Source organism: Amycolatopsis sp. FBCC-B4732 (genome assembly GCF_023008405.1).
In the GTDB taxonomy this organism is placed as follows: Bacteria; Actinomycetota; Actinomycetes; order Mycobacteriales; family Pseudonocardiaceae; genus Amycolatopsis; species Amycolatopsis pretoriensis_A.
Genome location: NZ_CP095376.1, coordinates 436,017 through 460,806 on the forward strand (window position 1 = coordinate 436,017; position 24,790 = coordinate 460,806).

24 protein-coding genes are annotated in these 24,790 nt (G+C 71.7%); 14 read left to right on the forward strand and 10 right to left on the reverse strand.

Going from position 1 to position 24,790, the window contains the following annotated elements; translation table 11 throughout:
* Positions 1 to 26 precede the first annotated feature (26 nt).
* The gene (locus MUY14_RS01660; RefSeq protein ID WP_247020072.1) at positions 27 to 1,715 is read right to left on the reverse strand and encodes a bifunctional 3'-5' exonuclease/DNA polymerase; all 1,689 of its coding nucleotides are present in this window, start codon (positions 1,713 to 1,715) and stop codon (positions 27 to 29) included.
* Between the two features lie 212 nt (positions 1,716 to 1,927).
* On the opposite strand from MUY14_RS01660, the gene MUY14_RS01665 reads away from it, so the two are divergent.
* On the forward strand, positions 1,928 to 3,562 hold the full coding sequence (locus tag MUY14_RS01665; RefSeq protein WP_247020074.1) for an acyl-CoA synthetase: 1,635 nt from the start codon (positions 1,928 to 1,930) through the stop codon (positions 3,560 to 3,562).
* Positions 3,563 to 3,583: 21 nt separating this feature from the next.
* Here MUY14_RS01665 and MUY14_RS01670 read toward each other — a convergent pair whose 3' ends face one another.
* Positions 3,584 to 4,507 (reverse strand): hypothetical protein, encoded by a 924-nt coding sequence (locus MUY14_RS01670; RefSeq protein ID WP_247020076.1) that lies wholly within the window; start codon positions 4,505 to 4,507, stop codon positions 3,584 to 3,586.
* 360 nt (positions 4,508 to 4,867) lie between these two features.
* On the opposite strand from MUY14_RS01670, the gene MUY14_RS01675 reads away from it, so the two are divergent.
* Genes MUY14_RS01675 through MUY14_RS01690 form a run of 4 tightly spaced genes read left to right on the forward strand, consistent with a single transcriptional unit; the run spans position 4,868 to position 8,256 of the window.
* Positions 4,868 to 5,620: an SDR family oxidoreductase gene (locus MUY14_RS01675; RefSeq protein WP_247020078.1), complete on the forward strand. Its 753-nt coding sequence runs from the start codon at positions 4,868 to 4,870 to the stop codon at positions 5,618 to 5,620.
* Positions 5,617 to 6,672 carry a phosphotransferase family protein gene (locus MUY14_RS01680; RefSeq protein WP_247020080.1) on the forward strand — a complete coding sequence of 352 codons (1,056 nt, stop codon included), beginning with the start codon at positions 5,617 to 5,619 and terminating at the stop codon, positions 6,670 to 6,672. The genes MUY14_RS01675 and MUY14_RS01680 overlap by 4 nt, the downstream gene beginning before the upstream one ends.
* Entirely contained in the window at positions 6,672 to 7,328 is a 657-nt protein-coding gene (locus MUY14_RS01685) for a histidine phosphatase family protein (protein WP_247020082.1), read from the forward strand. Before MUY14_RS01680 ends, MUY14_RS01685 begins: the two co-directional genes overlap by 1 nt.
* Positions 7,329 to 7,338: 10 nt before the next feature.
* Complete coding sequence (locus MUY14_RS01690) at positions 7,339 to 8,256, forward strand: SMP-30/gluconolactonase/LRE family protein (RefSeq protein WP_247020084.1); 918 nt, start codon at positions 7,339 to 7,341, stop codon at positions 8,254 to 8,256.
* Here the strand turns inward: MUY14_RS01690 and MUY14_RS01695 are convergent, their stop codons facing one another.
* On the reverse strand, positions 8,257 to 8,907 hold the full coding sequence (locus MUY14_RS01695) for an SDR family NAD(P)-dependent oxidoreductase (protein WP_247020086.1): 651 nt from the start codon (positions 8,905 to 8,907) through the stop codon (positions 8,257 to 8,259).
* Between the two features lie 62 nt (positions 8,908 to 8,969).
* On the opposite strand from MUY14_RS01695, the gene MUY14_RS01700 reads away from it, so the two are divergent.
* Complete coding sequence (locus MUY14_RS01700) at positions 8,970 to 9,521, forward strand: TetR/AcrR family transcriptional regulator (RefSeq protein WP_247020088.1); 552 nt, start codon at positions 8,970 to 8,972, stop codon at positions 9,519 to 9,521.
* On the opposite strand, the gene MUY14_RS01705 is transcribed toward MUY14_RS01700, so the two are convergent.
* From MUY14_RS01705 to MUY14_RS01720, 4 genes are read right to left on the reverse strand one after another with little or no spacing between them, the layout of a single operon-like run.
* A complete protein-coding gene (locus MUY14_RS01705) occupies positions 9,518 to 10,345 on the reverse strand; it encodes an enoyl-CoA hydratase family protein (protein WP_247020090.1) in 828 nt (275 codons plus the stop codon). The genes MUY14_RS01700 and MUY14_RS01705 overlap by 4 nt on opposite strands.
* Entirely contained in the window at positions 10,342 to 11,034 is a 693-nt protein-coding gene (locus MUY14_RS01710) for an SDR family NAD(P)-dependent oxidoreductase (RefSeq protein ID WP_247020092.1), read from the reverse strand. The genes MUY14_RS01705 and MUY14_RS01710 overlap by 4 nt, the downstream gene beginning before the upstream one ends.
* Entirely contained in the window at positions 11,031 to 12,542 is a 1,512-nt protein-coding gene (locus MUY14_RS01715) for a benzoate-CoA ligase family protein (RefSeq protein ID WP_247020094.1), read from the reverse strand. The genes MUY14_RS01710 and MUY14_RS01715 overlap by 4 nt, the downstream gene beginning before the upstream one ends.
* On the reverse strand, positions 12,535 to 13,287 hold the full coding sequence (locus MUY14_RS01720) for a creatininase family protein (RefSeq protein ID WP_247020096.1): 753 nt from the start codon (positions 13,285 to 13,287) through the stop codon (positions 12,535 to 12,537). The genes MUY14_RS01715 and MUY14_RS01720 overlap by 8 nt, the downstream gene beginning before the upstream one ends.
* 48 nt (positions 13,288 to 13,335) lie before the next feature.
* Here MUY14_RS01720 and MUY14_RS01725 point away from each other — a divergent pair, with 48 nt between their 5' ends.
* From MUY14_RS01725 to MUY14_RS01745, 5 genes are all read left to right on the forward strand, one after another.
* The gene (locus MUY14_RS01725; RefSeq protein ID WP_247020098.1) at positions 13,336 to 14,151 is read left to right on the forward strand and encodes a PaaX family transcriptional regulator C-terminal domain-containing protein; all 816 of its coding nucleotides are present in this window, start codon (positions 13,336 to 13,338) and stop codon (positions 14,149 to 14,151) included.
* Positions 14,148 to 14,942 carry a tryptophan 2,3-dioxygenase gene (locus tag MUY14_RS01730; protein WP_247020100.1) on the forward strand — a complete coding sequence of 265 codons (795 nt, stop codon included), beginning with the start codon at positions 14,148 to 14,150 and terminating at the stop codon, positions 14,940 to 14,942. Before MUY14_RS01725 ends, MUY14_RS01730 begins: the two co-directional genes overlap by 4 nt.
* A complete protein-coding gene (locus MUY14_RS01735; RefSeq protein WP_247020103.1) occupies positions 14,939 to 16,132 on the forward strand; it encodes a kynureninase in 1,194 nt (397 codons plus the stop codon). The genes MUY14_RS01730 and MUY14_RS01735 overlap by 4 nt, the downstream gene beginning before the upstream one ends.
* 193 nt (positions 16,133 to 16,325) lie before the next feature.
* The gene (locus tag MUY14_RS01740) at positions 16,326 to 17,399 is read left to right on the forward strand and encodes a Glu/Leu/Phe/Val dehydrogenase dimerization domain-containing protein (protein ID WP_247020105.1); all 1,074 of its coding nucleotides are present in this window, start codon (positions 16,326 to 16,328) and stop codon (positions 17,397 to 17,399) included.
* Entirely contained in the window at positions 17,396 to 18,205 is an 810-nt protein-coding gene (locus tag MUY14_RS01745) for a serine hydrolase (RefSeq protein ID WP_247020107.1), read from the forward strand. Before MUY14_RS01740 ends, MUY14_RS01745 begins: the two co-directional genes overlap by 4 nt.
* A 32-nt stretch (positions 18,206 to 18,237) precedes the next feature.
* Here the strand turns inward: MUY14_RS01745 and MUY14_RS01750 are convergent, their stop codons facing one another.
* Positions 18,238 to 19,185, reverse strand: a complete 948-nt coding sequence (locus tag MUY14_RS01750; protein WP_247020109.1) for a LysR substrate-binding domain-containing protein — start codon at positions 19,183 to 19,185, stop codon at positions 18,238 to 18,240.
* 90 nt (positions 19,186 to 19,275) lie between these two features.
* On the opposite strand from MUY14_RS01750, the gene MUY14_RS01755 reads away from it, so the two are divergent.
* Complete coding sequence (locus MUY14_RS01755; RefSeq protein WP_247020111.1) at positions 19,276 to 20,202, forward strand: MBL fold metallo-hydrolase; 927 nt, start codon at positions 19,276 to 19,278, stop codon at positions 20,200 to 20,202.
* Between the two features lie 62 nt (positions 20,203 to 20,264).
* Here MUY14_RS01755 and MUY14_RS01760 read toward each other — a convergent pair whose 3' ends face one another.
* Both MUY14_RS01760 and MUY14_RS01765 read right to left on the reverse strand, forming a co-directional pair.
* The gene (locus MUY14_RS01760) at positions 20,265 to 20,453 is read right to left on the reverse strand and encodes a DUF5302 domain-containing protein (protein WP_247020113.1); all 189 of its coding nucleotides are present in this window, start codon (positions 20,451 to 20,453) and stop codon (positions 20,265 to 20,267) included.
* Positions 20,454 to 20,524: 71 nt separating this feature from the next.
* Positions 20,525 to 21,481 (reverse strand): helix-turn-helix domain-containing protein, encoded by a 957-nt coding sequence (locus MUY14_RS01765; protein ID WP_247020115.1) that lies wholly within the window; start codon positions 21,479 to 21,481, stop codon positions 20,525 to 20,527.
* Positions 21,482 to 21,619: 138 nt separating this feature from the next.
* Between MUY14_RS01765 and MUY14_RS01770 the strand changes: the two genes are divergently transcribed.
* Together MUY14_RS01770 and MUY14_RS01775 are read left to right on the forward strand one after the other, a co-directional pair.
* Positions 21,620 to 23,095, forward strand: a complete 1,476-nt coding sequence (locus MUY14_RS01770; RefSeq protein WP_247020117.1) for a carotenoid oxygenase family protein — start codon at positions 21,620 to 21,622, stop codon at positions 23,093 to 23,095.
* Positions 23,092 to 24,789, forward strand: a complete 1,698-nt coding sequence (locus MUY14_RS01775; RefSeq protein WP_315863254.1) for a class I adenylate-forming enzyme family protein — start codon at positions 23,092 to 23,094, stop codon at positions 24,787 to 24,789. The genes MUY14_RS01770 and MUY14_RS01775 overlap by 4 nt, the downstream gene beginning before the upstream one ends.
* Position 24,790: the final 1 nt, after the last annotated feature.

Genomic DNA, 24,790 nt, shown 5'->3' on the forward strand with positions numbered 1-24,790 from the left:
AGCCGTGCCGGGATGACCGGCACGGCTCACTTCGCGTCGGCGTAGGTGTCCACCGGGGCGATGTGCAGCGGGAACCGCACCGGGCAGGCCGGGCCGAAGAGCATTCGCGCCGCCTCCGCCACGCTGTCCGTGATCGCCGTCGTCACCTCCGCCGCCAGCTCGGCCGGGGTGTGGACGATGACCTCGTCGTGCTGGAAGAACACCAGGTGCGCGGGGGACGGGAGGCGCTGCCGCAGCGTCGCCAGCATGACCGCCGTCATGTCGGCCGCGCTGGCCTGGACGACGAAGTTGCGCGTGAACCGGCCCCAGCCGCGGGAGGCTCGGCGGGCCTTCAGCTCCCCCGCTTCGTCCGAAGCCAGCCCGCCGGTGAGCGCGCGCCACGCCGCCGACGGAGCCGGGGACGTGCGGCCCAGCCGGGAGCGGACCCGCTCGCCGCGTTCGCCCGCCTGGGCCGCGTGCTCCACATAGGACACCGCGTCCGGGAACCGCTGGCGCAGCAACGCGAGCAGGGGGCCCGCTTCGCCGGACGTGCCGCCGTACATCGCCGACAGCATCGCGATCTTCGCCCGCGCCCGGTCGTCGCGGTCGTCGTCGGCTGCCGGGACCCAGCGGGCGCCCGAGAACAGCGCCTCGCCCAGCCGCGCGTACAGGTCCGTCGCCGCCGCGACATCGGCCAGGCGCCGGTCGCCCGACAACGCCGTGAGCACCCGGGGCTCCAGCTGGGCGGCGTCGGCCACCACCAGCTTCCAGCCCGGATCGGCTCGGACGCAGGTGCGCAGCACCTTCGGGATCTGCAGCGCGCCGCCGCCCCGGCTGGCCCAGCGCCCGGACACCACCCCGCCCACGACGTAGTGCGGCCGGAACCGCCCGTCGGCGACCCACTCCTCGAGCCACGCCCACCCGTTCGCCGTGTACAGCCGCGAGAGCTCCTTGTACTCCAGCAGCGGCCCGACCGCCGGGTGGTCGATGCCCTTGAGCAGGTACTTCCGCGCCGCCGGGACCTCGATGCCGGCTCGCGCCAGCGCGCGGACCACGCTCGGCGGCGAGTCCGGGTTCACCGGCCGTCCGCCGAACGCCTCGCTGATCTTCGCCGCCAGCTCCACCAGTACCTTCGGCCGCTCGCCGGGCCGCACCCGCGGGCCGAGCCGGGAGACCAGCAGCGCCTCGTGCAGGTCAGCCCGCCAGGGCAGCCCGTCGGCCGACATCTCCACGGCGGCCAGCGCGCTCGCCGACTCGGCGGCCAGCAGCAGCCGCATCCGGTCGGGGTGCCCGGTCGCGGCCACCCGCCGCTCCTGCTCGGCCAGCACGCGCCGGACCGCCGTGACCACCGTCACGCCCTCCGGCAGCGTCGGCACCCGCGTGTCGAACAGCGTCGGCTGCGCCAGCTCGACGGCGGTCGAGTCCGGCGGCGCTTCCTCGCCGTTCGCCCTGGCCCAGGCCGCGCGCAGGCTCCGCGACTGCCCGTCCGCGCCCTCATACGCCAGCAGCAGCCCCTCCGCCAGCGCGACGTCGTAGCAGCGCCGCACCCGCACCCCGGCCGCGACGAGCACCGGGTACGTCGACTCCGCCGAGGGGAACACCCACCGGGGCTCCAGCGACGCCTCCAGTTCGCGCGCCGACCTGGCGAAACCCGCTTCGTCCAGCCCCGTCACCGTCGACGACGACGTGTGCACGGTGAAGCTCCCGTCCTCCTCACGACCCGCGATCACCTGCACGAAGACATTGTGCCGACCACCACCGACATTTTTCGGGGTTCGGGTGGCGGAGCCCCCGTCCTGGGGCGAAGCCCCAGATGACACCGACAGTTTCCGCGCGCTCGCGGGTGGTGCGTTCGGCCTACGTTGGTTTACTCTCCAGTAGCTCCCATACCGCCGGTACGCCCGCCGTCGGCGTGGGCTCTCTTCCCCGCAGCGATGGAGGTGCCTGGATGAGCCTGGTCGAGCTCGCCACGCAGGTGGCGGACAAGGTGGCCGAGACGGCCCGCAGCGTCGACGTGATGCGGCGCGCGGGGCTCGTCCCCTTCCCCCGGCTCGACGAGGGGGTCCGCTCGCTGGTCGCGATCCGCAAGTTCGGGCCGTTCGCCGGCGCGAACCACATCTCCGCGCGCCGCGACCCGACCGCCGTTGGCATCGTCGACGAGCTCGGGCCGCTCACCTACAAGCAGCTCGACGACCAGTCGAACGCGCTGGCCAGGGCGTGGTCGCACCGCGGCATCGAGCCGGGCCAGGTCGTGGCCGCGCTGTGCCGCGACCACCGCGGCCTGGTCCTCACGATGGCGGCGGCGGGCAAGCTCGGCGTCCGCCTGCTGCTGATGAACACCGGGTTCGCGAAGCCGCAGCTGGCCGACGTCGCCAAGCGCGAAGGCGTCACCGCGCTGATCTACGACCAGGAGTTCACCGGCCTGCTCGACGCGATGCCCGAGGGCGTCGGCCGCTACCTCGCCTGGGTCGACCCGGACAGCGACCTGACCGGCCGGGACGTACCGGTGCTGAGCGAGATCATCGCGAGCACCGACGACCGGCCGTGGCCCGCGCCGGCCAAGCCGGGCGGGTTCGTCCTGCTCACCAGCGGCACGACCGGCACCCCGAAGGGCGCGCCGCGGCCGCACACGTCGGCGCTGGCGTCGGCGCAGTTCCTCGACCGGATCCCGTTGCGGTCCAACGAGGCCACGTACATGGGCGCACCGCTGTTCCACGGCACCGGGCTCTCGCAGTTCATCCTCTCCTTCGCGCTCGGCTCGACGGTCGTGATGCGCCGCAAGTTCACCCCGGAGGAGGCGCTGCGCGGCGTCGCCGAGCACAAGTGCACCGCGCTCGTGCTGGTGCCGACGATGCTGCAGCGGATCGTCGACCTGCCGAAGGAAACCCGCGAGAAGTACGACACGTCGTCGCTGCGGATCATCTTCGTGGCCGGCTCGGCGCTGTCGCCGGACCTGGGCAACCGCGCGAACGAGGCGTTCGGGCCGGTGGTGCACAACCTGTACGGCTCGACCGAGGTCGCGGTGGCGACGGTCGCGACGCCGGAGGACTGGCGGAAGGCCCCGGGCACGGTCGGCCGCGCGCCGGTCGGCTGCAAGGTGGCGCTGTACGACCCGGCCGGCCGCCGCATCACCGAGCCGCACGTGACCGGCCGCGTCTTCGTGGGCAGCGGCCTCAGCTTCGGCGGCTACACCGACGGCCGCCACAAGGAGATCATCGACGGCCTGCTGTCCAGCGGCGACGTCGGCCACTTCGACGAGGACGGCCTGCTGTTCATCGACGGCCGCGACGACGAGATGATCGTCTCCGGCGGCGAGAACGTGTTCCCGATCGAGGTGGAGAACCTCTTGGTGGAGCGCGAAGACGTCCTCGAGGCGGCGGTGATCGGCGTCGAGGACCCGGAGTTCGGCCAGCGGCTGAAGGCGTTCGTGGTGCTGGCGGACGGGGTTTCACCGGACGCCGACGAACTCCGCGACTACGTCAAGGCGAACCTGGCGCGGTACAAGGTGCCGCGGGACGTCGAGTTCCTCGACGAGCTGCCGCGCAACGCGACCGGGAAGGTGTTGCGCACCAAGCTTTCCTGACGTCCGCGCCTGCCGATCGGGTCAATCCCAGTCGATCCCGAACACCCCGGGCCCGAAGTCCAGTGCCACGGCGTGCACCCCGTCGCCGCCGTCGAGCTTCAGCTGACGGCGGGCCAGCGAGCCCGCCGAGCCGTTGTGCGAGTACTGCCAGCAGCGCTCCGGCGCCGTTCCCGGCGCGAACCGGACCTCCAGCAGGTACTCCCGCACCGGGCGGCGGAACTCGCGGTAGTGGGTGTTGCGGCACTCCGGGTACGGCGGCCCGCCGTTGGTCAGCGTGTACTCGATCAAGTGCGTCTCGCCGCGGTTGATCGGCTGGTCGAAGAGGAGCTCGGCGACGATCAGGCCGTGGGCCTCGTCGACCTCGGCGCGGCCGACGCGGCAGTTGCGGACCGCGTGCAGCTCCGGGGCGCCCGCCGCCGGGTCGTCCTGGGTGTACACCAGGAGCCAGCGGTCCTGGCCGTCCGAGACCGCCTGGAACACCGCGCGGGCCGTCACCGCGCGCTGGCCGCCGTCCGCGGCGATGTCGCACAGGTCGTGCAGCCCGACCAGTTTCAGCGGGAGCTGGCGCTCCAGCGCGTTCGGGGCGCCGACCTTGTCCAGCAACGGCTGCAGCACCTCGCGCGGGAACGACATCGGCTCGCCGCCCGCCTGGCGCTTCCCGGCGCCGCCGCGGGGCCGGGGCGGGGGCAGCAGGCCGAGCAGCGCGCCCGCCGGGACGTCGAGGATCTCTTCCAGCGTACGGACGGCCGAGAGCGAGCTCTGCCGCTCGGGCTGGCGCTTGCCGGACTGCCAATAACTGAGGGCGGTGACGCTGACGACGACCCCGCGCGCCCGCAGCCGGGCCTGGATCCGGTCCAGGGACAGCCCGCTCGTCGCGATGGCCGCACGCAGCTGCGTGGCGAACGCGGTACGCCCGTTCTCGTCGCCCGCCGTGCTGCCCGCCATTGCCGATCCGCCCCGTGCCGTCCCCCGACGATCCCCGACACGGAGCACGTTAGCAGGATTCCCCGCCCCGGCCGCGTCCCTCTTCGCCGGGCGGTCCGCTGGGGCGAACGGGCTAGTACTGGCAACTGTGAACCATTGCCCCGGCCAGGCCGGACACGCTTGTATGACTTGCCTGCGCCGGTGGCCCCGCCTCCCCCCTCACGGACCACCCGGGCGCCGGCCGAGAAGCCGTGGACAACGGCTCCGGTTCACCCGGCCGCGTTGTGCGACCGGCCGGTGTGGCCGCGCGATGACCGGTGGCCCGGCGACGCCCCCAGCGCCGGGCCACCGGTCTTATTACCAACGGGTAGCATCCGATCCATGACGCTCCGGAAGAACATCCTGATCACCGGCGCCAGCAGCGGGTTGGGCGAGGGGATGGCCCGCCGGTTCGCGGCGAAGGGGCGCAACCTGGCCCTGTGCGCGCGACGCACCGAGCGGCTCGAAGCCCTGGCCAAGGAGCTCGAGGAAGCCCACCCCGGGGTCAAGGTCGTCACGCGCACCCTCGACGTCACCGAGCACGACCGCGTGTTCGCCGTCTTCGAGGAGTTCCGCGCCGAGCTGGGGTCCCTCGACCGGGTGATTGTGAACGCCGGGCTCGGGAAGGGGCAGCCGGTCGGGAAGGGCCGGTTCGACGCCAACCGCCAGACCCTCGAGGTCAACTTCGTCGCGGCGGCGGCGCAGATCGAAGCCGCCGCCGGGATCTTCCGGGACCAGGGCGCCGGGCACCTGGCGGTGGTCTCCTCGTTCAGCGCCATCCGCGGGCTGCCGGGCAACCTCACCGCCTACGCCGCTTCGAAGGCCGGGATCTCCGCGTTCGTCGACGGCACCCGGCTGGAGCTCAAGCGCAAGGGCATCACCGTCACCGACGTCCGGCCGGGCTACATCGAGTCGGAGATGAACGACCGGATCGGCCGCAACCCGTTGCTCGCCAAGGCCGAGAACGGGGCCAGGGCGCTGGTCAAGGCGATCGAAGCCGAGCGGGCCCGCGCCTACGTCCCGGCGTGGCCCTGGGTGCCGCTGAGCCTCGCGATGCGCGTGGTGCCGGCCGCGATCCTGCGGAAGTTCGCATGAGCACCGTCGAGGTGCGCGAGGAAGACGCCTTCGACGTCGCCGCGGTGCACGCCTGGCTGACGACGAAGGTCGAGGGGCTCGGCGGCGAGCCGCCGGGCGTCCGGCAGTTCCCCGGCGGCGCGTCGAACCTGACCTACCTGCTGACCTACCCGGACCGCGAGCTGATCCTGCGCCGCCCGCCGGCCGGGCACAAGGCCGCGTCGGCGCACGACATGCGGCGCGAGTACCGGGTGCAGCACGCGCTGGAGCCGGTGTTCCCCTACGTGCCGCGGATGCTGGCCTTCGGCGACGACGAGAGCCTCTTCGGCGGCGACTTCTACGTCATGGAGAAGCTCGACGGCCTGATCCTGCGCGGCGACCTGCCCGAAGGTCTCGAACTGAGCGCGGACCAGGCGCGCGAGCTGTCCGGCAAGGTCGTGGACCGGCTGGTCGACCTGCACGCCGTCGACGTCGGGAAGGCCGGGCTGGCCGACCTCGGCAAGGGCGCGGGGTACGTCGAGCGCCAGATCCGCGGCTGGTCGGACCGGTTCGCCGCGGCGCGCACGGACAACGTCGGCGACTTCGCCGAGGTGCGCGCGTGGCTGGCGGAGAACCAGCCGGCCGAGGTGAAGATCTGCTTGATCCACAACGACTACCGGCTCGACAACCTGGTGCTGGACGGCCCGCGGACGCTGAACATCACCGGCGTGCTGGACTGGGAGATGGCCACCCTCGGCGACCCGCTGATGGAGCTGGGCAGCATGCTGGCCTACTGGGTCCAGGCCGATGACGACGACGTCATGAAGGCGAGCCGCCGCCAGCCGACGCACCTGCCGGGGACCTTCACGCGCGAGCAGTTCGTCGCGCGGTACGCGGAGAAGACCGGGCTGGCCGTGGGCGACTGGCGGTTCTACGAGGTCTATGGCCTGTTCCGGCTCGCGGCGGTGCTGCAGCAGCTGTACCGGCGCTACCGGGAGGGCGCCACGCGCAACCCGGCGTTCAAGGACTTCTGGCAGTTCGTCGGCTACCTGGACTGGCGCTGCCGGGAAATCATCGCGAAGGGAAGCGTGTAGTGGGCGCGATCTACCTGGTCCGGCACGGCCAGGCGTCGTTCGGCGCGGCCGACTACGACGCACTGTCCCCGCAGGGCTTCGAGCAGTCCACAGTGGTCGGTGCGGAACTGCTGCGCCGCGCCGTCTCCTTCACGCAGATCCGCTCGGGCACGCTGGCGCGGCAGCGGGACACCGCGGCGACCGCGCTCAAGGTGCTGGGCAGCGACGTCCCGGTGGTCGAGGACCCGCGCTGGAACGAGTACGACCACGTCGACATCGCGCGCCACCACGCCGGTGGCGCGCCGCAGGAGGATTCCCGGTCGTACCAAGGGGTGCTCGACGCGGCGCTGACCGCGTGGACGTCGGCGGGCACCGGCGGGCCGTGCGCCGAGACGTGGCCCGCGTTCCTCGCCCGCTGCCGTGCCGCGCTCGAAGACCTGGTGGCGTCCCTCGGCAAGGGGGAGCACGCGCTCGTGTTCACCTCGGGCGGCGTGATCGCCACCGTCTGCGGCCTGCTGATGGGCACGCCCGAAGCCGGGCTGTTGAAGCTCAACCGCGTCACGGTCAACGGCGGCATCACGAAGCTCGTGTCCGGCCGCGGCGGCGTCACCCTGTTGTCGTTCAACGAACACCCGCACTTCGAGGCCGACGCGGCTTCGCTGCTCACCTACCGGTAGGAGACGTTCGATGCGGTTCGGCGAGGTCACGATCCACCCGGTCAACGGCCACGGCCCGGAAGACGTCGTGGTCGACGCGGAAGGCCGGATCTACACCGGCGTCGACGACGGCCGCATCCTGCGCCTGTCCCCGGACGGCCGCCGCATCGACGTCCTCGCCGACACCGGCGGCCGTCCGCTGGGGCTCGAGTTGTACGGCGAGGACGAGCTCCTGATCTGCGACGCCCGCGCCGGCCTGCTGGTCGTCCCCCTTGCCGGTGGGACGCCGTCGGTCCTGGCGACTTCCGCGCTGGGCCTGGACTTCGTGTTCTGCAACAACGCGGCGGTGGCCGCGGACGGGACCGTGTACTTCACGGACTCGTCCCGCCGCTTCGGCATCGACAACTGGCGCGACGACCTGATCGAGCAGACCGCGGGCGGCCGACTGCTGCGCCGCTCCCCGGACGGCTCGATCGACCTGCTCCTGGACGGCCTCCAGTTCGCGAACGGCGTGGCACTGGCCCCGGACGAGTCCTTTGTGGCCGTGGCCGAAACGGGAGCGTGCCGGGTGTCACGGGTGTCCCTTCCGGACGGTCGTGCCGACGTCCTCGTCGACGGCCTGTGGGGCTTCCCGGACAACATTTCGACGGGCACGGACGGGCTGATCTGGATCACGCAGGCTTCGCCGAAGGTGGCGGCGCTGGACGTGGTGCGCCGCCTGCCGGCGTTTCTCCGCGCGGGTGTCCGCCGGCTGCCGACGTCACTGCAGCCCAGCCCGGGCCGCGAGGTGGGCGTGCTGGGAGTGGCGGCCGACGGCAAGGTGGTCCGCGAACTGCGCGGCGAGATCGACGGCTTCCACATGCTGGTGGGCGTCCGCGAGTGGCGGGGGCAGCTGTACTTCGGCTCCCTGGAGGAGAACGCGGTCGCGGTCACCGCCGCCGCGGGGTGATTACCACGGCACGGTTTCCCCGTGCCGGTCCAGGAACCGCAGTCCGGGCTTGCCCGCCTGGGTCTCGAGAACGTCGACCACCGAAGGGATCGACTCCTCCGGCGCCAGCGGCGCGTCCGGGCCGCCGAGACGCGTCCGGTTGTGGCCGGGGTCGATCAGCAGCTTCGTGTGCCCGTCACCTTCGTACCGGGTCGCGTAGCTGCGCATCAGCTGGTTGAGCGCGGCCTTGCTGGCCTTGTACAGCTCGTAGCCGGGTTCGGTGTTGAGCGTGATGCTGCCCTGCTCGGACGACATCACCGCGACCGTCCCGCCCGGGACGACCAGTTCGCGCAAGGCTTCCAGCACCCGCACCGGGCTCAACGCGTTGGTGATCATCACTTCGGTGAACACCTCCGTCGGCACCTCGCCGATCGCCAGGTTGCCGCGGTCGACGGCCGCGTTCACGAACAGCAGGTCGAACCGTCTGCCGCTCAGCCGCGCGCGCAGGGCGGCCAGCTGCGCCGGGTCGGTCATCTCCAGGGTTTCGACGGTCAGGTCCGGGGGAGCGTCGCCGCGGGTGGTGGCCGTGACCTGCCAGCCGCGGCGGGTCAGCTCGCGGGACAGGACCAGGCCGAGGCCGCGGGAGGCGCCGATGACGAGTGCTTCGGACATGGGGAACCTCATTTGTCTAGACGCGACGTTGCGTCTAGACAGTAGCACGCTATCGTGGCCGCATGCCCACTCCGCCCAGGGCCCGCTCCGGCAACCGGCGCGACGAAACCGCGCGTCTCGCGGTGCTGCACGCCGCCGACGACCTGCTCGTCGAGCACGGGTTCGGCGGGCTGACCATCGAGGCGATCGCGCGCGAGGCCGGCGTCGCCAAGCAGACGATCTACCGCTGGTGGCCGTCGAAGGTCGAGATCCTGCTCGACACGCTGATCGAGGACACCGCCAAGCGCTTGCCGGTCCCGGAAAAGGGGCTCCGCGAATACCTGCACGCCTTCGCCGGCTTCGTCACCGGCGACCCGGCGGGCAAGGTCCTGCTGACGCTGCTCGCCCAGTCCCAGCACGACCCGGCCACGGCGGCGAGCTTCCAGGAGCGCTACCTCGGCCCACGCCGAGAGCGAGAACGCGAGCTGATCACGCGCGCGATCGACGCGGGCGAGATCTCCCCGCGCCTCGGCCCCGATGCCTTGCTGGACGCGCTGTTCGGCCCGATCGTCTACAGTGCACTGATCGGGTCGGACCAGGACCTGGCCGGCGCGCTCGTCGAAGAACTGCTCTAGCGGCCCGTCCACCGCGGCTCGCGGCCCGCCGACCAGGCCGCGTAGAACTCCTTGTGGTCCTTCGCCGTCATCAGCAGCGCCTGCGTGATCGCTTCCAGCTCGATCGCGCTGCCCAGGTCCATGTCCAGTTCGCGGGTCAGCAGCACCTTCGTCGTCGCGTACGCCAGCGCCGGGCCGTCCGCCAGCCGGCGAGCCAGCGCCGACGCCGTCGACGCCAGTTCGGCGTCCGGGACCACTTGGGACGCCAGGCCGATCTCCAGCGCACGGGCGGCCGGGAGTTTGTCGCCCAGGATCAGCAGTTCCGTCGCGCGGCCGAGCCCGACCAGGCGGGGGAGCAGGTACGCCGAACCCATGTCCGCGCCGGCCAGCCCGACCTTCGTGAACAGGAACGCGAACTTCGCCGACTCGGCCAGCAGGCGGAAGTCGCTCGCCAGCGCGATCACCGAACCCGCGCCCGCCGCGACGCCGTTGACCGCGGCGATCACCGGGATCGGGCACTCGCGCAGGGCTTTCACCACCGCGCCCGTCATGCGCGTGAACTCCAGCAGCTCCGCCGTCTCGAACTTCTGCAGCTCGCCGATGATCTCTTCGACGTCGCCACCGGAGCAGAAGCCGCGGCCCTGCCCGGTGATCACCAGCACCCGGACGTCTTCGTGCTGCGGCAGCTCCAGGACGAGGTCGCGCAGGTCGGCGTAGACGTCGAAGGTCAGCGCGTTCAGCTTTTCGGGCCGGGTGAAGGTGACCGTGGCGACCCCGCTGTCCACGGTGAACTCGAAGTGCGCCCACTCCTTCGTCAGCGGTGCGGTCGCGCGGAACGGGCTCATGACTGGATTCCTCCGCCGTCGAGTACGAGGGTCTGGCCGTTGATCGCGGCGGCTTCCGGGGCCGCCAGGAAGGAGACGGCGAACGCCACCTCCGAAGGTTCGAGCAGCCGGCCGAGCGGGGACGCCGCCGCCAGCGCCGCTTCGGCGTCGTCGGGCGACCGGCCCGTGCGTTCCCGGATGCGGGCCACCGAGGACGCCGTCATGTCGGTGCGGACGAACGCCGGGCACACCGCGTTCGCCGTGACGCCGGTGCCGGCCAGCTCCGCCGCCACCGCGCGCACGAGACCCAGCGCCGCGTGCTTCGACGCCGTGTAGGCGGCCGTGTAGCGGTAGCCGACGTGCGAGGCCGTCGAAGCGACCGTGACGATCCGGCCGCGGTCGCGCTCGCGCATCCCGGGCAAAACCGCTCGGGTGCAGAAGAACGCGCCCGTGGCGTTGACTTCGAGCTGGCGGTGCCAATCGTCCGAAGTGGTCCGGGCGGCCGGGGCGCTGGAAGAGATCCCGGCGTTGTTGACGAGCACGTCCACCGGGCCCGCCGCCGCGAAATACGCGGTGACGGCCGCTTCGTCGGTGACGTCGCACTCGGCGCTGCCGGGCGCCAGCACGGTGTCGCCGAGCGAGCGGAACCGCGCGGCGATCGCCGCGCCGATGCCGCGGGTGCCGCCGGTGACCACGACCAGGCGGCTCACGGGCGGGCCGCCAGTGCGCGCCGGTCGAGCTTTCCGTTGGCGGTACGGGGAAGTTCGGTCACGAACACCACCTCGCGGGGGTACTTGTGCTTGGCCAGGTGGGCTTTCGCGTGGTCCTTCAGCTCGGCCGCGGACACCGGTTCCCGCACCACGACGTACGCGCGCGGCACGACCAGGCCGTCGGTCTCGTGCCCGACGACCGCGCAGTCCACCACCGACCCGTGGCCGAGCAGGCAGTCCTCGATCTCGCCGGGCGCGACGAACACGCCGCCGACCTTGAGCAGCGCGTCGGCGCGGCCGTGGTGGCGGAAGTACCCGCCGGACCTGCTGAAGAGGTCGCCGGAGGTCAGCGTGTCGCCGTCGAACGTGCGCGCGGACTTCTCCGGGTCGCCGAAGTACTCCAGCGCGATCGTCGGCCCGGTCACCCGCAGCGGCCCGATTTCGCCGTCGGGCAACGGGTTCCCCAGCTCGTCGACGACCTCGGCGGTGTAGCCGGGGACGGCCGTGCCGAGGGTGCCGGCGCGGGCCTGTCCCGGCCGGTTCGACAGGTAGATGTGGTAGGCCTCGGACGAGCCGATGCCGTCGACGACCGGCACGCCGAAGGCCGCGTCCCACTTCCGGTGCAGCTCCGAGGGCAGCGCCTCGCCCGCCGACGTCGTCATCCGCAGGCAGCTCAGGTCCTGCTCCGCCGCGGCCGGTTGGGCGACCATCGCGCTCATCATGGTCGGCACGTTGACCAGCACCGTCGGCCGGTGCCGGGCGATCAGCTCGAAGATCAGGTCGGCGGTGCTGCGCTCGGGGAACGCGATACCGGCGGCGCCGACGCCGAACGGGAACAACGCCACGAGGTCGCGCGCGTAACCGAAGAACAGCTTGGGCACGGCGAGAACGCGGTCGTCTTCGCGGAGACCGAGGACTTCGACGGCGTACCGTTCGAAGCTCTCCTTGGGACTGCGCAACGGGTGCACGCACGCCTTGGGCGCGCCGGTGCTGCCGGTGGTGAACTTCCAGATCCCGATGTCGTCCACAGTGGTCGGTGCGGCGTCCAGCGTGTCCGGCGCGGCGTCGAGCAACGTCCGGAAGGGACGTTCGCCGGGGAGCAGCTCGCTCTCGGGAACCCCGGTGACCAGCAGGTTCCGGGCGCCGGCCGTGCGCAACGCGGGCAGCGTGACCGCGTCGGCGAGCACCGCGACGGCTTCGGTGTAGCCGAGGTAGTACGCGTAGTCCTTGGGCTGCAGGAACGGGTAGACCTCGGCGGTGACCGCGCCGATCTTCTGGGCGCCGTACCAGGCCGCGACGAACTCCTCGCCGTCGCTCAGCGCCAGCAGGACCCGCTGTCCTCTTCGGACACCGGCGTCTCGGAACACGTGCCCGGCGCGGTTGGCCAGCCCCGCCAGCGCCGCGTAGCTGACCGAGCGGTCCCCGACGAGCAACGCCGTTCGCGCGCCGCGGCCCGAAGCCACGTGCCGGTCGAGGAAGTGCGTGGCGAGGTTGAACGGCTCACTCACGGGCCAGCTCCCGGATCGCTTCCACCAGCAGGTCGGTCAACGTCGAGAAAGTCTCGGCGCCTTCTTCCGGAGTCGCCTCGGCGGGCTTCCCGCAGTACGCGTCGGTCATCCCCATTTCGAGGAAGCCGCCGTCGGACGGGGCCGAAGCCAGGCTCACCGGCACGTGCGGCAGCGTCCGCATCAGCGGCTGGTCCACCAGTTCGGGCCGGTCGGCCAGCACCAGCGACGTCTCGTACCGCCCGGCGTGGCACTCGCCCGACCGGAACTCCTCGGTCAGCCGCGCCGCGTGCCGCCGCCGGACCAGGTCGAGCAACGCCGCGCGCCCGTCGTAGGCGAAGTTGAGCGTCTCCACCGCCCGCCGCAGCGTGACCAGGTGCGCGGGCTCGAAGTGGTTGTTGACCAGCAGGATCCGGCGGAACCGCTGGCCGATCAGCGCGGCCCCGATGTCCACCAGCAAGGCGTGCAGCGTCTCTTCGCCGATGTGGACGCCGCCGGCGAACCCGGTCGCGAACCGCGTGACGCCGTAGGGGACCTCGGGCAGCACCAGCACGTGGACATCGTCGTCGGCGGCCAGCCGCTCGGCCGCGCGCTCGCACATCCCGCGGGAGATCAGCGGGTCCGTGCCCAGCGGCGCGTGCGGCCCGTGCGGCTCGATCGCACCCAGCGGGAGCAGCAGCACCGGCACGCGCGGGCCGTCCGCGAGGGCGGCGACCTGCCGGGAGGTGAGGTCCGCGAAGTACGTCACGCAAATCAAGCTACACCGCAGCGGCCTGAGGTGTATAGAGTTGCGCCCATGCCCGTCGACGCCTTCGAAACCGGTCCCCAGGACCTGGTCGTGACGTTGCTGGGCAGCTACGTGCACCCGCGCGAAACCCGCCGGGTGTGGTCGGGCGGCCTGGTCGCGGTGCTCGCCGAGCTGGGCTTCTCCGACGGCGCGGCCCGCATCGCGCTGACCCGCCTGGTGCGCCGCGGCCTGCTGCAGCGGCACCGCGAAGGCCGCACCGTGCATTACTCGCTGACCCGGCGCAGCATCGCCCTGCTCGCCGACGGCGACCGGCGGATCTTCTCCCTCGGCCGCCGCGAGCGCGCCGCGGGCGAGTGGACCGTGCTGTGGCAGAGCATCCCGGAGAGCCGCCGCCAAGCCCGGGAACGCCTGGTCCGGCGGCTGCGGTTCCTCGGCTTCGGGCCCTATCAGGACGGCACCTGGATCGCCCCGCACGACCGCGAGGCCGAGGTGCTCGCCCTGCTCGGCGAGCTCGACGTCACCGAGCACGCCGGGCTACTGCTCGGCCGGCCGTCGGCCGCGCTGGACGTCCGCCGGTTCGCCGGCCGGGCCTGGGACCTCGACGACCTGGCCGCCCGGTACACCGGGTTCGTCGAGCAGTTCGGCGGGTACGCGGGCCGCGAGCCCCCGGACCCCGAAGCGTTCGAGGTCCGCACCCGCCTGGTGCACACCTTCCGCGCGTTCCCGTCCCTCGACCCGGAACTGCCCGCCGACCTGGTGCCCGCACCGGATCGCCGGGCGGCCGCAGTCGAGTTGTTCCACGATCTGTACGCCGCGCTCGCGGACCCCGCGCAGCGCCACTTCGACGAGGTGACCCGAGGATGACCGAACCCGGCCAAATGACCCAGGAAGCCTTGAGCTACACCTCGTACCTCGCGCTCGACGAGGTGCTGGGCGCTCAGCGCCTGCGGTCGGACGAGCACGACGAACTGCTGTTCATCGTGATCCACCAGGTGTACGAGCTGTGGTTCAAGCAGATCCTGCACGAGGCGGAATTCCTGCAGCAGAACCTGGAAGCGGGCAACACCGCCCATTCGATCCGCACACTGCGCCGGATCCTCACGATCCTCAAGGTCGCCGTCGCGCAGATCGACGTGCTGGAAACGATGACGCCCAGCCAGTTCACGAGTTTCCGCGCGCGGCTGGACGCGTCGAGCGGCTTCCAGTCGGCCCAGTTCCGCGAGCTGGAAGCCGTGCTCGGGCGGCGTGACGAGCGCGTGTTCGCGCACTACCCGGAGGGCGGCGAGCAGCGCAAAGGCATTGCCGAGGCGATGGCGCGGCCCTCGTTGTTCGACTCTTTTTTGGCGTACCTCAAGGCTTCTGGCTATCCCGTCGAGTGTGACCGAGACGTCACTCGACCGGTGGAGCCGTCCCCGGCCCTGCAGGCGATATTGCTGGACGTGTACAGCGACGACGGCGGACCGTCGGTCGTCGCGGAATGTCTGGTCGATCTCGACGAAGGGATGCAGGAGTGGCGCTACCGGCACGTGAAGATGGTCGAACGCACCATCGGCGACAAGACCGGAACGGGGGGATCGTCCGGCGCGACTTACCTGCGCACCACGCTTTTCCAGCCGATGTTCCCCGATCTCTGGGCAGTACGGAGCCGACTGTGACCACCCTCGACGACGTCCGCGCGGACCACAACGCGCTGGCCGCGCACTACTCCCGGTTCGCGGTGGCCGATCGGCTGCTGCTGTCCGGGCATTCGCACCAGGCCTGGCCGGACGTCGCGGAGGAGGGCCTGCTGGAGTCCTTCGCGGACGCCGCCCGCGACGTCGACGCGAAGTGGGAGCGCGCCTTCGCAAAGGCCGACGAGCTGCGCGCCGGGTTCCGGCTGCTGCTCGGCGACCCGCACGGCGAGTACGCGCTCGGCGCGAGCACGCACGACCTGGTGCTGCGGTTCCTGTCCGCGATGGAGCTGCCGCGAAGACCCCGCCTGGTCACCACCGACGGCGAGTTCCACACCCTGCGCCGCCAGTTCGCCCGCCTCGAGGAGGAGGGCGTCGAGATCGTCCGGGTGCCGCTCGACCCGGTGCCCACGCTGGCCGAGCGCGTCGCCGCCGAGGTGGACGACGACACCGCCGCGGTGCTCGTCTCGGCCGTGCTGTTCGAGACGTCGCGGCTGGTGCCCGGGCTCGCGCACCTGGCCGACGTCTGCCGCGACCGCTCGATCGAGCTCGTCGTCGACGCCTACCACGCGCTCGGCGTCGTGCCGTTCCCGCTGCACGACCTCGGGCTCACCAACGCCTGGGTGCTCGGCGGCGGCTACAAGTACCTGCAGCTCGGCGAGGGCAACTGCTTCCTGCGGCTGCCCGCGCACGCCCAGGAGCTGCGGCCGGTGATCACCGGCTGGTACGCCGAGTTCGGGGCGCTGGCCGACGAACGCAACCCCGGCAAGGTCGCCTACGCCACCGGCGGCGACCGCTTCGCCGGCGCCACCTACGACCCGGCCAGCCACTACCGCGGCGCCCGGGTCCAGCGGTTCTTCGCCGAGCAGGGCCTCACACCCGAGTTCCTCCGCGAGGTTTCGCAGCACCAGGTGGGCCTGCTCGCGTCGGTGTTCGACTCGCTCGCCCTGCCCGCGGACGTCGTCACGTGCGACCGGGAGACGCCGCTGGACCGGCTCGGCGGCTTCCTTTCGCTGCGCTGCGCCGACGCGGGCGGTCTGCAGGCCGCGCTGGCCAAGCAAGGTGTCCGCACCGACAGCCGCGGGGCGTACCTGCGCTTCGGCCCGGCACCGTACCTTTCGGACACCCAGCTGGAGACGGCGATGGCCGCACTCGGGCGGGTGGTCCGCGGCTGACCCCCTCAGGTACCCCCTAACCCGGGGGTTACCGGTCCGTATCGCGGGACCTGCACTGGTCCGGCGGACGGCGGGGATCTAGGTTGATCCGGGGAAATCGCACTCGGGCGGACGACCTCCGCCCCGCGCCCTTGGAAACCTTGAAGCGCGTCCCGGCCACGAACCGGGCGCGGGAGACAAAGGAGTCACCACCGTGACCGAAGGAGTGTTCACCCGGGGCACCGGGCACGAACAGGTCGTGTACTGCCACGACGAAGCCAGCGGCCTCAAGGCCATCATCGGCATCTACTCCACGGCGCTGGGCCCCGCTCTGGGCGGGACGCGCTTCCACCCCTACGCCACCGAAGCGGACGCACTCGACGACGTGCTCGCGCTGTCGAAGGGCATGGCCTACAAGAACGCGCTGGCCGGCCTCGACCTCGGCGGCGGCAAGGCCGTCATCATCGGCGACCCGAAGACGCTGAAGTCCGAAGCGCTGCTGCGCGCGTTCGGGCGCTTCGTGCAGTCCCTCGGCGGCCGCTACATCACGGCGTGCGACGTCGGCACGTACGTGCAGGACATGGACATCGTGGCCCGCGAGTCCCGTTTCGTCACCGGCCGCTCGCCGGAGGACGGCGGCGCGGGCGACTCCTCGGTGCTCACCGCGTTCGGCGTCTACCAGGGCATGCGGGCCTCGGCCGAGCACCTCTGGGGCAGCCCGGACCTCGCGGGCAAGCGCGTCGGCGTGGCCGGCGTCGGCAAGGTCGGGCACATCCTCGTCGGGCACCTGGTGGCGGCCGGCGCGCAGGTGACGATCACCGACGTGTGGGCCCCGGCGATCGAGCGCACCCGGTCGATCTACCCCGACGTCCGCGTGGTGTCCGATGTGGACGCCCTGCTGCGCACCGAGCTGGACGTCTTCGCCCCGTGCGCCCTCGGCGGCGCGCTCAACGACGAGACCGTGGCGCTGCTGAGCGCCCAGGTCGTCTGCGGCGCGGCGAACAACCAGCTCGCGCACCCCGGCATCGACAAGCAGCTGGCCGACCGCGGCGTCCTGTACGCGCCGGACTACCTGGTCAACGCCGGCGGCGTGATCCAGGTCGACGACGAGCGCCACGGCTTCGACTTCGACCGCGCCAAGCGCAAGACGACCGCGATCTTCGACACGACGAAGGCCGTGTTCAAGCTGGCCGAGACCGAAGGCGTGCCCCCGGCGACGGCGGCGGACCGGCTCGCGGAGCGGCGCATGGCGGAGATCGGCAGGTTGCGGTCCATCATGGCCGGGTGAGTCCTTCCCCCGAAGAGATCTTCGCGACGGCGGGCGTGCAGGGGTTCCTGCACGCCCGCCCTCTCGATTCCTCCCTCGAGTTCTGCCTCGGCGCCGACGAGCCGGTCGTGCTGGCGTCGGTGGTGAAGGTGGCGCTGGCCTACGAGTTCGCCCGGCAGGTCTCGGCGGGGCTGCTCGACCCGGCCGACCAGGTGCGCGCGACCGCCGCGGACCGCCTGGGCGGCAGTGGCTCGGCGGGCTTCGCCGACGACGTCTCCTACAGCCTGCGCGACGCGGCCCGGCTGGCCCTGTCGGTGTCCGACAACACGGCAGCGGACCTGCTCTTCGACCGGGTGGGCGTGGCGAACGTGCGCTCGCTGCTGGCCGAGCTGGGCCTGTCGCGGACGTCGGTCATCGGCGCCCCGCGTGACCTACTGCGCACGATCATCGAGGACACCGAGGCCGGGCGGCCGCTGCGGGCGCTGGATCCCCGCCGGACGACGGCGAGCACCCCGCGCGAGATGACCGCGTTGCTGGCGGCGATCTGGGCCGATCCGGTGGGCGTCCCGGTGCGCGAGTGGATGTCGGCCCAGGTGAGCTGGCACCGGCTGACGGCGGGCTTCCCGCCGGAGGTCGCGGTGGCGGGCAAGACGGGCACGATGCCGGGCATCCGCAACGAAATCGGCGTGGCGACCTACCCGGACGGGCTCGCGTACGCGGTCGCAGCGTTCACGGTGGGCGGCGCGGAGACGCTCCGACGTCCGGACATCGACCGGGCGATCGGGGACGCAGCCCGGGTGGCGGTCGAGCAGCTCCGCGGCTCGTGAGTGTTCAGGGCGGTTCTAACCGCCCTGAACACTCACGAGGTCTGGTAGAAGACGTCCCAGGGCCGGGCCTCGACCGGGTTCGGGGGCACGATCCGGGAGATCCCGTCACCCTCGAGCACCGCCGCCGCCAGCTCGGCCAGCTTCGCGGCTTGGGGGTGCGGGCTGGCCGGGGGCCAGGCGAACGCCATCCGCGAGCGCAGCACCTCGCCCTCCAGCGGCCGCCACACCACGCGCGGTTCCTTGCGCGGGCCCGGTTCGAACGCGACGCCGTGGCCGGCCAGCACCAGGCCCAGCGCGAACTCCGGGTTGCGTGCGTGGCGGATCGACGCCGGGCGGAAGCCGTGGTCCCAGCACGTGCGCAGGAGGGCGTCATAGCTGCCCGGGGCCGCCGCGCGCGGGGCGTGCACCAGGCCTTCGCCCGCGAGGTCGGCCAGGGAAAGCGAACTCCGGCGGGCCAGCGGGGAATCGCGGGGGAGGACCACGCCCAGCGGGGTGTCGATCACCGGGCCGAGCTCCAGGTCGACGACGTCGACCGGCAGCTGCAGCAGGCCCGCGTCCAGCGACCGGTCCGCGAGCAGCCGGGTCTGCTCGGCGGTCGTCAGCTCCTGCAGGTCGAGCCGGACGGCCGGGTGCTGCGCGGCGAACGCCGTCAGGATGCCGGCGAGGACACCGCCGGGCAGCTCCGGGGGCACGCCCGCGCGCACCGCGTCCAGCTCGCCGCGCTCGGCCTTCGCGACCAGCGACGTCATCCGGTCCCACCGGGCAAGCAGGTCGCGGGCTTCGGCGCGCAGGACTTCGCCGGCTTCGGTGAGCGTGACGCGGCGGCCGCGGTCGAACAGCTTCGCGCCCAGCTCCGCTTCGAGCCGCTTGACACGCTGGCTCAACGGCGGCTGCGCGATGCCGAGCCGCTCCGCCGCACGGCCGAAGTGGAGTTCGTCGGCGACGACGAGGAAGTACCGCAGCGAACGGAGGTGGTCCACGCTGCGACGATAGCCGTACCCCTATCGACATGCCGGCGGATCGATCTTGGACAGCGGTCCGCGGTTCATGGTCGGGTGTCCGATATGGACATGGGATTCAACAGGCGCGGGCTGTTCGGCGCGGGTGCCGCGGCGGCGGCCATCCTGGCGGGCGCGGGACCGGCGGCGGCCGCGGCTTCGGGTACGTCGGGGATGACGCTGCGGTGGTGGGGGAACAACGGCTGGGAGATCCGCGCCGGGGCGAAGACGATCCTCGTCGACCCGTGGCTGACGCGGTTCAAGACGGGCACCTACACCCAGGCCGGTGCGAACCCGAAGACGCCGCTGTCGGTCAACCGCTCGCTGATCGACGGCTTCCTCGACCGCGGCGAACTGCGCGCGGACCACATCCTCGTCACCCACGGCCACTACGACCACCTCACCGACGTCCCCTACCTGGCCAAACGCACCGGCGCGACGGTCATCGGCACCGAGACTCATTTGAGTCTCATGGCCGCTTTGGGTGCCCCGGAGGACCAGCTGGCGGTCGCGAGCGGCGGCGAAGACCTGACGTTCGACGGCTACTCGATCCGCGTCCTGCGCTCGTTGCACTCGGCGACGGGCGAACGGGCGCGGGTGGCGTTCCCGGGCTCGCGGCCGCTGTCGCGCCGGGACCGGCCGTGCGTGATCGAGGACCTGGTGGAGGGCGGGACGCTGGCCTACCAGGTGACCGGCGCGGGCGCGAGCGTGCTGAACTTCGGCGGTTCGAACTACGTCGAGTCCGAGGTGGCGGGCCTGCGCCCGGACGTCGTGTGCCTCCCGGCGGGCGGCGCGAAGGTGACGCAGTACGTGCCGCGGCTGCTCACGGCCCTCGGCCACCCCCGCTACGTGGCGGCGACCCACTGGGACGACTTCGACGAGCCGCTCGGCAAGGTCGTCGACGCAGGTGGGCTGGAGCCGCTGCGCACCGCCGTCACCGCCGCGAGCCCCACCAGCCGGTTCGTGGTCCTGGACCACCTCGGCTCGTTCGTCCCCTGAACGCCGTGAAGGCCACCTCGAGGAACGTGGAGTTCCTCGGGGTGGCCTTCACGAAGGCCGGATCAGCCGCTCTTGCGGCGGAACGTCCGCTTGTTCGCCGCCGGGCCGTGGGCGTGCTGGTTCTTGCCGCCGCCGTTCTCGTGGGAGGCGCCGGAGCGGGCGTGGGCCTGCTTGCGCTCCAGCGCTTCGCGGAACTTGCGCTTGACGTCGTCCTCCTCCTCGCCGCTGGGCGACGGGTTCGGTTCACTCATGCCTACCTCCGGAAACGACGACGTGTGACCGCTCCAGCCTGTCAGTCGCGCACCGGCTTGGCGAGTCGATTTCAGCGTTTCGGGGACGGAACTCCACCGAACTGCACCGACTTGCGCGTCAGGGGGCGGCCGCAGTGGTCGCACAGCAGGATCGGCCGCAGCCGGTTGCCGCATTCGACGTGGTGCAGCGTGATGTCCGGCTCCTGGCCGGTCACCTCGAAGCCCCGCGACCACTCGGCGATGAACGCCAGCGCCGGGAAGAACGCCAGCCCCTTCGCGGTGAGGCGGTAGTCGCGGGCGTCGGTGCGGGTCTTCGCCGTCCCGGTCCGCAGCACGCCGACCTCGACGAGCTTGCTCAGCCGGCCCGACAGCACGCTCGGCCCGATCCCCAGCTCGCGCTCGAACTCCGAGAAGTGCCGGCAGCCCAGCAGCGCCGACACCAGCAGGCCGGTCGACCAGCGGTCCCCGAGCAGCTCCATCGTGTCGGGGAAGAACATCGTCGGGTCCCCGGCCAGGGATTCGGCGTCCTTGCGGCGGAAGCGCTTGGACGCCGTCGCCGCCGCGACGCCGGTGCTGTCGAGGCGCTCGGCCCGCACGTCACGGGCGTCGACCCGCCGCCCGCAGGCCGCGCAGCCCAGTGGCGCTGATGTAGCCAGCTCGCAGTCGAGGTGGATCAGCGTCGGCAGCACCTCGCGGCGGCCTTCGACCCACTCGCGCTCCCACGCCCAGATCGAGATCAGCAGCGGCCACAGCTCCAGGCCGCGTTCGGTGAGCCGGTACTCGTGCCGCGTGCGGCGCGCGTCGCGGTAGGGGACGCGGGTGAGCATGCCCGCCTCGACCATGTCCCGCAGCCGCCCCGACAACGCGGTCGGCGAGATGCCCAGCCGCAGCCGAAGCTCCTCGTAGCGCCGGAAGCGCAGGAACAGGCTCTGCAGGATGAGCAGCGTCCACTGGTCGCCGACCAGCTCCAGCGCCCTGCGGAGCGGATCCCCCGCCGGCCGGACGCGGTGTGCGGTCGCCTCGGTCACCGTCTTTCCCCCCTTGTTCAGCGGCCTCAGGGTAACACCTGACTACACCTAGAGAAGCCTATTGACACCTGACTACACAAATCATAGTCTCGTCCCCATCAGCCAGCGCGGTGAGCCCGACAGCCAGGGAGCAGCCCGATGACCAGCACCTCCGAACAGCCGCTCATGGTGGCCCGGACGGCGGACGCGGCCGAGGAGCCCAACCCCTACCTGCTCGGCGTCTACGCCCCGGTCGGCACCGAGATCGACGCGGAAGACCTGCAGGTCATCGGCGAGATCCCGAAGGACCTCAACGGCGTCTACCTGCGCAACGGTCCCAACCCGCGGTTCGCCCCGGAAGGCCGCTACCACTGGTTCGACGGCGACGGCATGATCCACGCCGTCCACCTGGAGAACGGCAAGGCCCGCTACCGCAACCGCTGGATCCGCACCAAGGCCTTCGAAGCCGAGTCCGCGGCCGGCAAAGCGCTCTGGACCGGCGTCATGGAGAACCCGAAGGGCAACCCCTTCGGCAACGCGCACGGCCTCGGCCTCAAGGACAACGCCAACACCGACGTCGTCTTCCACCGCGGCCGCATCCTGGCCACCTGGTACCTGTGCGGCTCGCCGTACGGCATCGACCCGCTCTCGCTGGAGACGCTGGGGGCCGAGGACTTCCTCGGCACGCTGGTCGGCGACATGATGGCCCACCCCAAGGTGGACGAGGCCACCGGCGAGCTGTTCTGGTTCGACTACGGCCCGCGCCCGCCGTACCTGCGCTACGGCGTGATCAGCGCGGACGGCAAGGTCGTGAACACCACCGAGATCGAGCTGCCCGGCCCGCGCCTGCCGCACGACATGGCCATCACCGAGCGCTACGCGGTGCTGATGGACCTGCCGCTGGTCCAGGACCAGCACGCGGCGAAGCTGGGCCGCCACAAGCTGCACTTCGACCGCTCGATGCCGAGCCGCTTCGGCGTGCTGCCACGCTACGGGAACGGTAGCCAGATCCGCTGGTTCGAAGCGAGCCCGTGCTACATCTACCACGTCGTCAACGCCTGGGAGCAGGGCGACGAGGTCATCCTCGACGTCTGCCGCGTGCGGAAGCCGGCTCCCCGGCCCGACGCGCACACGCCGCTCGCGAAGATGCTCTCCTACCTGCGGCTCGACGCCCAGCTGCACCGCTACCGCTTCGACCTGCGGACCGGCGCGTGCCGCGAAGAGGCGCTCGACGACGCCAACACCGAGTTCCCGACCGTCGACTCCCGCGGGGTCGGCAAGCGGAACCGGTACTCCTACGCGGTGCACATCTCGCCCGAGTCGACGCTGAAGTTCGACGGGCTCGTGCGCTACGACAATCTTGCCGGCGCCAAGACCGAATACCGGTTCGGTCCCGGCCGGTGGGGCAGTGAGGCTCCGTTCGCACCCCGCGAAGGAGCGGCCGCCGATTCGGCGGACGGTCATCTGGTGACGTTCGTGCAGGACGAGCGTGAGGGACGCTCCGAACTGGACATCTTCGACGCCGCCGATCTCGCTGCCGGACCCGTGGCCAGGGTCCTGTTGCCCCAGCGGGTTCCGCTCGGTTTTCACGCGACCTGGGTCCGGGCGGACCAGCTGGAAAACCTCCGTTCATGAGATGCCATCGAGAGGGTCGCGCCCGGGACTTCCGGACGCGGGGATGGTGGAGTGCGGAGACGATCGACCAGCTCGTGAAGGAGCGGGTCAGTGCCGACCCGGAGGGTCTCGCGCTGGTCGATCCACCGAACACCACCGCACTGGTCGGACGCGACCCGGTGCGGTGGACCTGGAACCGGCTCGACGAACGCGTCGACGTCCTGGCCGCGTTCCTGCTCGCCAGAGGGGTGCGAGCAGGTGACGTAGTGGCCGTGCAGCTGCCGAACTGCTCGGCCCTGGTGCAGGCGTTCCTCGCGATCGTCCGGATCGGTGCGGTGGTCACCCCGTTCCCGGTGTCCTACCGGGAGCACGAGATGGGTCCGATGTGCCGGCGCACCGGAGCTGTCGCCGTGGTGACCGCATCCAGATACGGCGAGCACGAGCTCGCCGGGGCGGCCCTTGGGCTAAAAGGCGCTTCGGCGCCGTCGGTCCGGTTCGTCGTCGCCCGGGGGGACGACGAACCGGCCGGCGCCCTGGCCTGGCCCGAAGAACCGCTGTCCGCAGTGGAGCGATCCACTTTGGACTATTATTTGTCCACACTCGACACCGAGGTCAACGAATGCGTCACGATCTGCTGGACGTCCGGCACCGAAGCCGAACCGAAAGCGGTCCCGCGCTGCCACGGCGACTGGCTCGCGACGGCGGGCGGCTGCGTCCAGGCCGCGGGGATGACCCGCGACGACGTCCTGCTCTCGCCGTTCCCCATGACGAACATGGCCGGCATCGGCGGCATGTTCCTGCCCTGGCTGCTGACCGGCGCCGTGTTCGTCCCGCACCACCCGTTCGACCTGCCGGTGTTCCTGGGGCAGCTCGCCGCCGAACGCGTGACGTACACGCTCGCGCCACCGGCGTTGCTGACCATGTTGCTGCACAACGAGAAGATCCTGTCCGGAGTGGACCTCTCGGCGCTGCGCAAGATCGGTTCGGGCTCGGCGCCGCTTTCGCCGTGGCTCGTGCGCACCTGGGCCGAGCGCTACGGCATCGACATCATCAACTTCTTCGGCTCCAACGAAGGCACCGCGCTGTTGTCCGGCCCGGTCGACATCCCCGACCCGGACCAGCGCGCGAGCTACTTCCCGAACTACGCCTCGGCCGTCACGTGGTCGACGCCCGTCGCCGGCTGGACGTCGGTGCGGCTGCACGACCCGGTCACCGGCGAGCGGGTGACCGAACCCGGGCGCCCCGGTGAACTGCACATCGCCGGGCCGACGGTGTTCGCCGGGTATCTCACGGCGGTGGGGGAGCCGCTCGACACGTCGTCCTTCGACGAGGACGGGCACTTCCGCACCGGCGACGTCTTCGAGATCGCCGGCGAGCGCGGCGAGTTCCTGCGGTACGTCGACCGGACGAAGGACCTGGTCATCCGCGGCGGCGTCAACATCTCGCCGGCCGAGGTCGAGGGCCTGCTGGCCGGGCACCCGGACGTCGCCGACGTCGGCGTGATCGGCGTGCCGGACGACGTCATGGGGGAGCGGGTGTGCGCGGTCGTCGTCCCCGGCGCGCGCAAGCCGTCGCTCGACGACCTGGTCGCGTACCTGCGCGAGCGGAAGGTGGCCGCGTTCAAGCTGCCCGAACGGCTCGAGTACGCCGATGCCTTGCCCCGCAACCCGGTGGGGAAGATCCTGAAGCGGAAGCTGCGGGAAAGTCTGGAGTGAG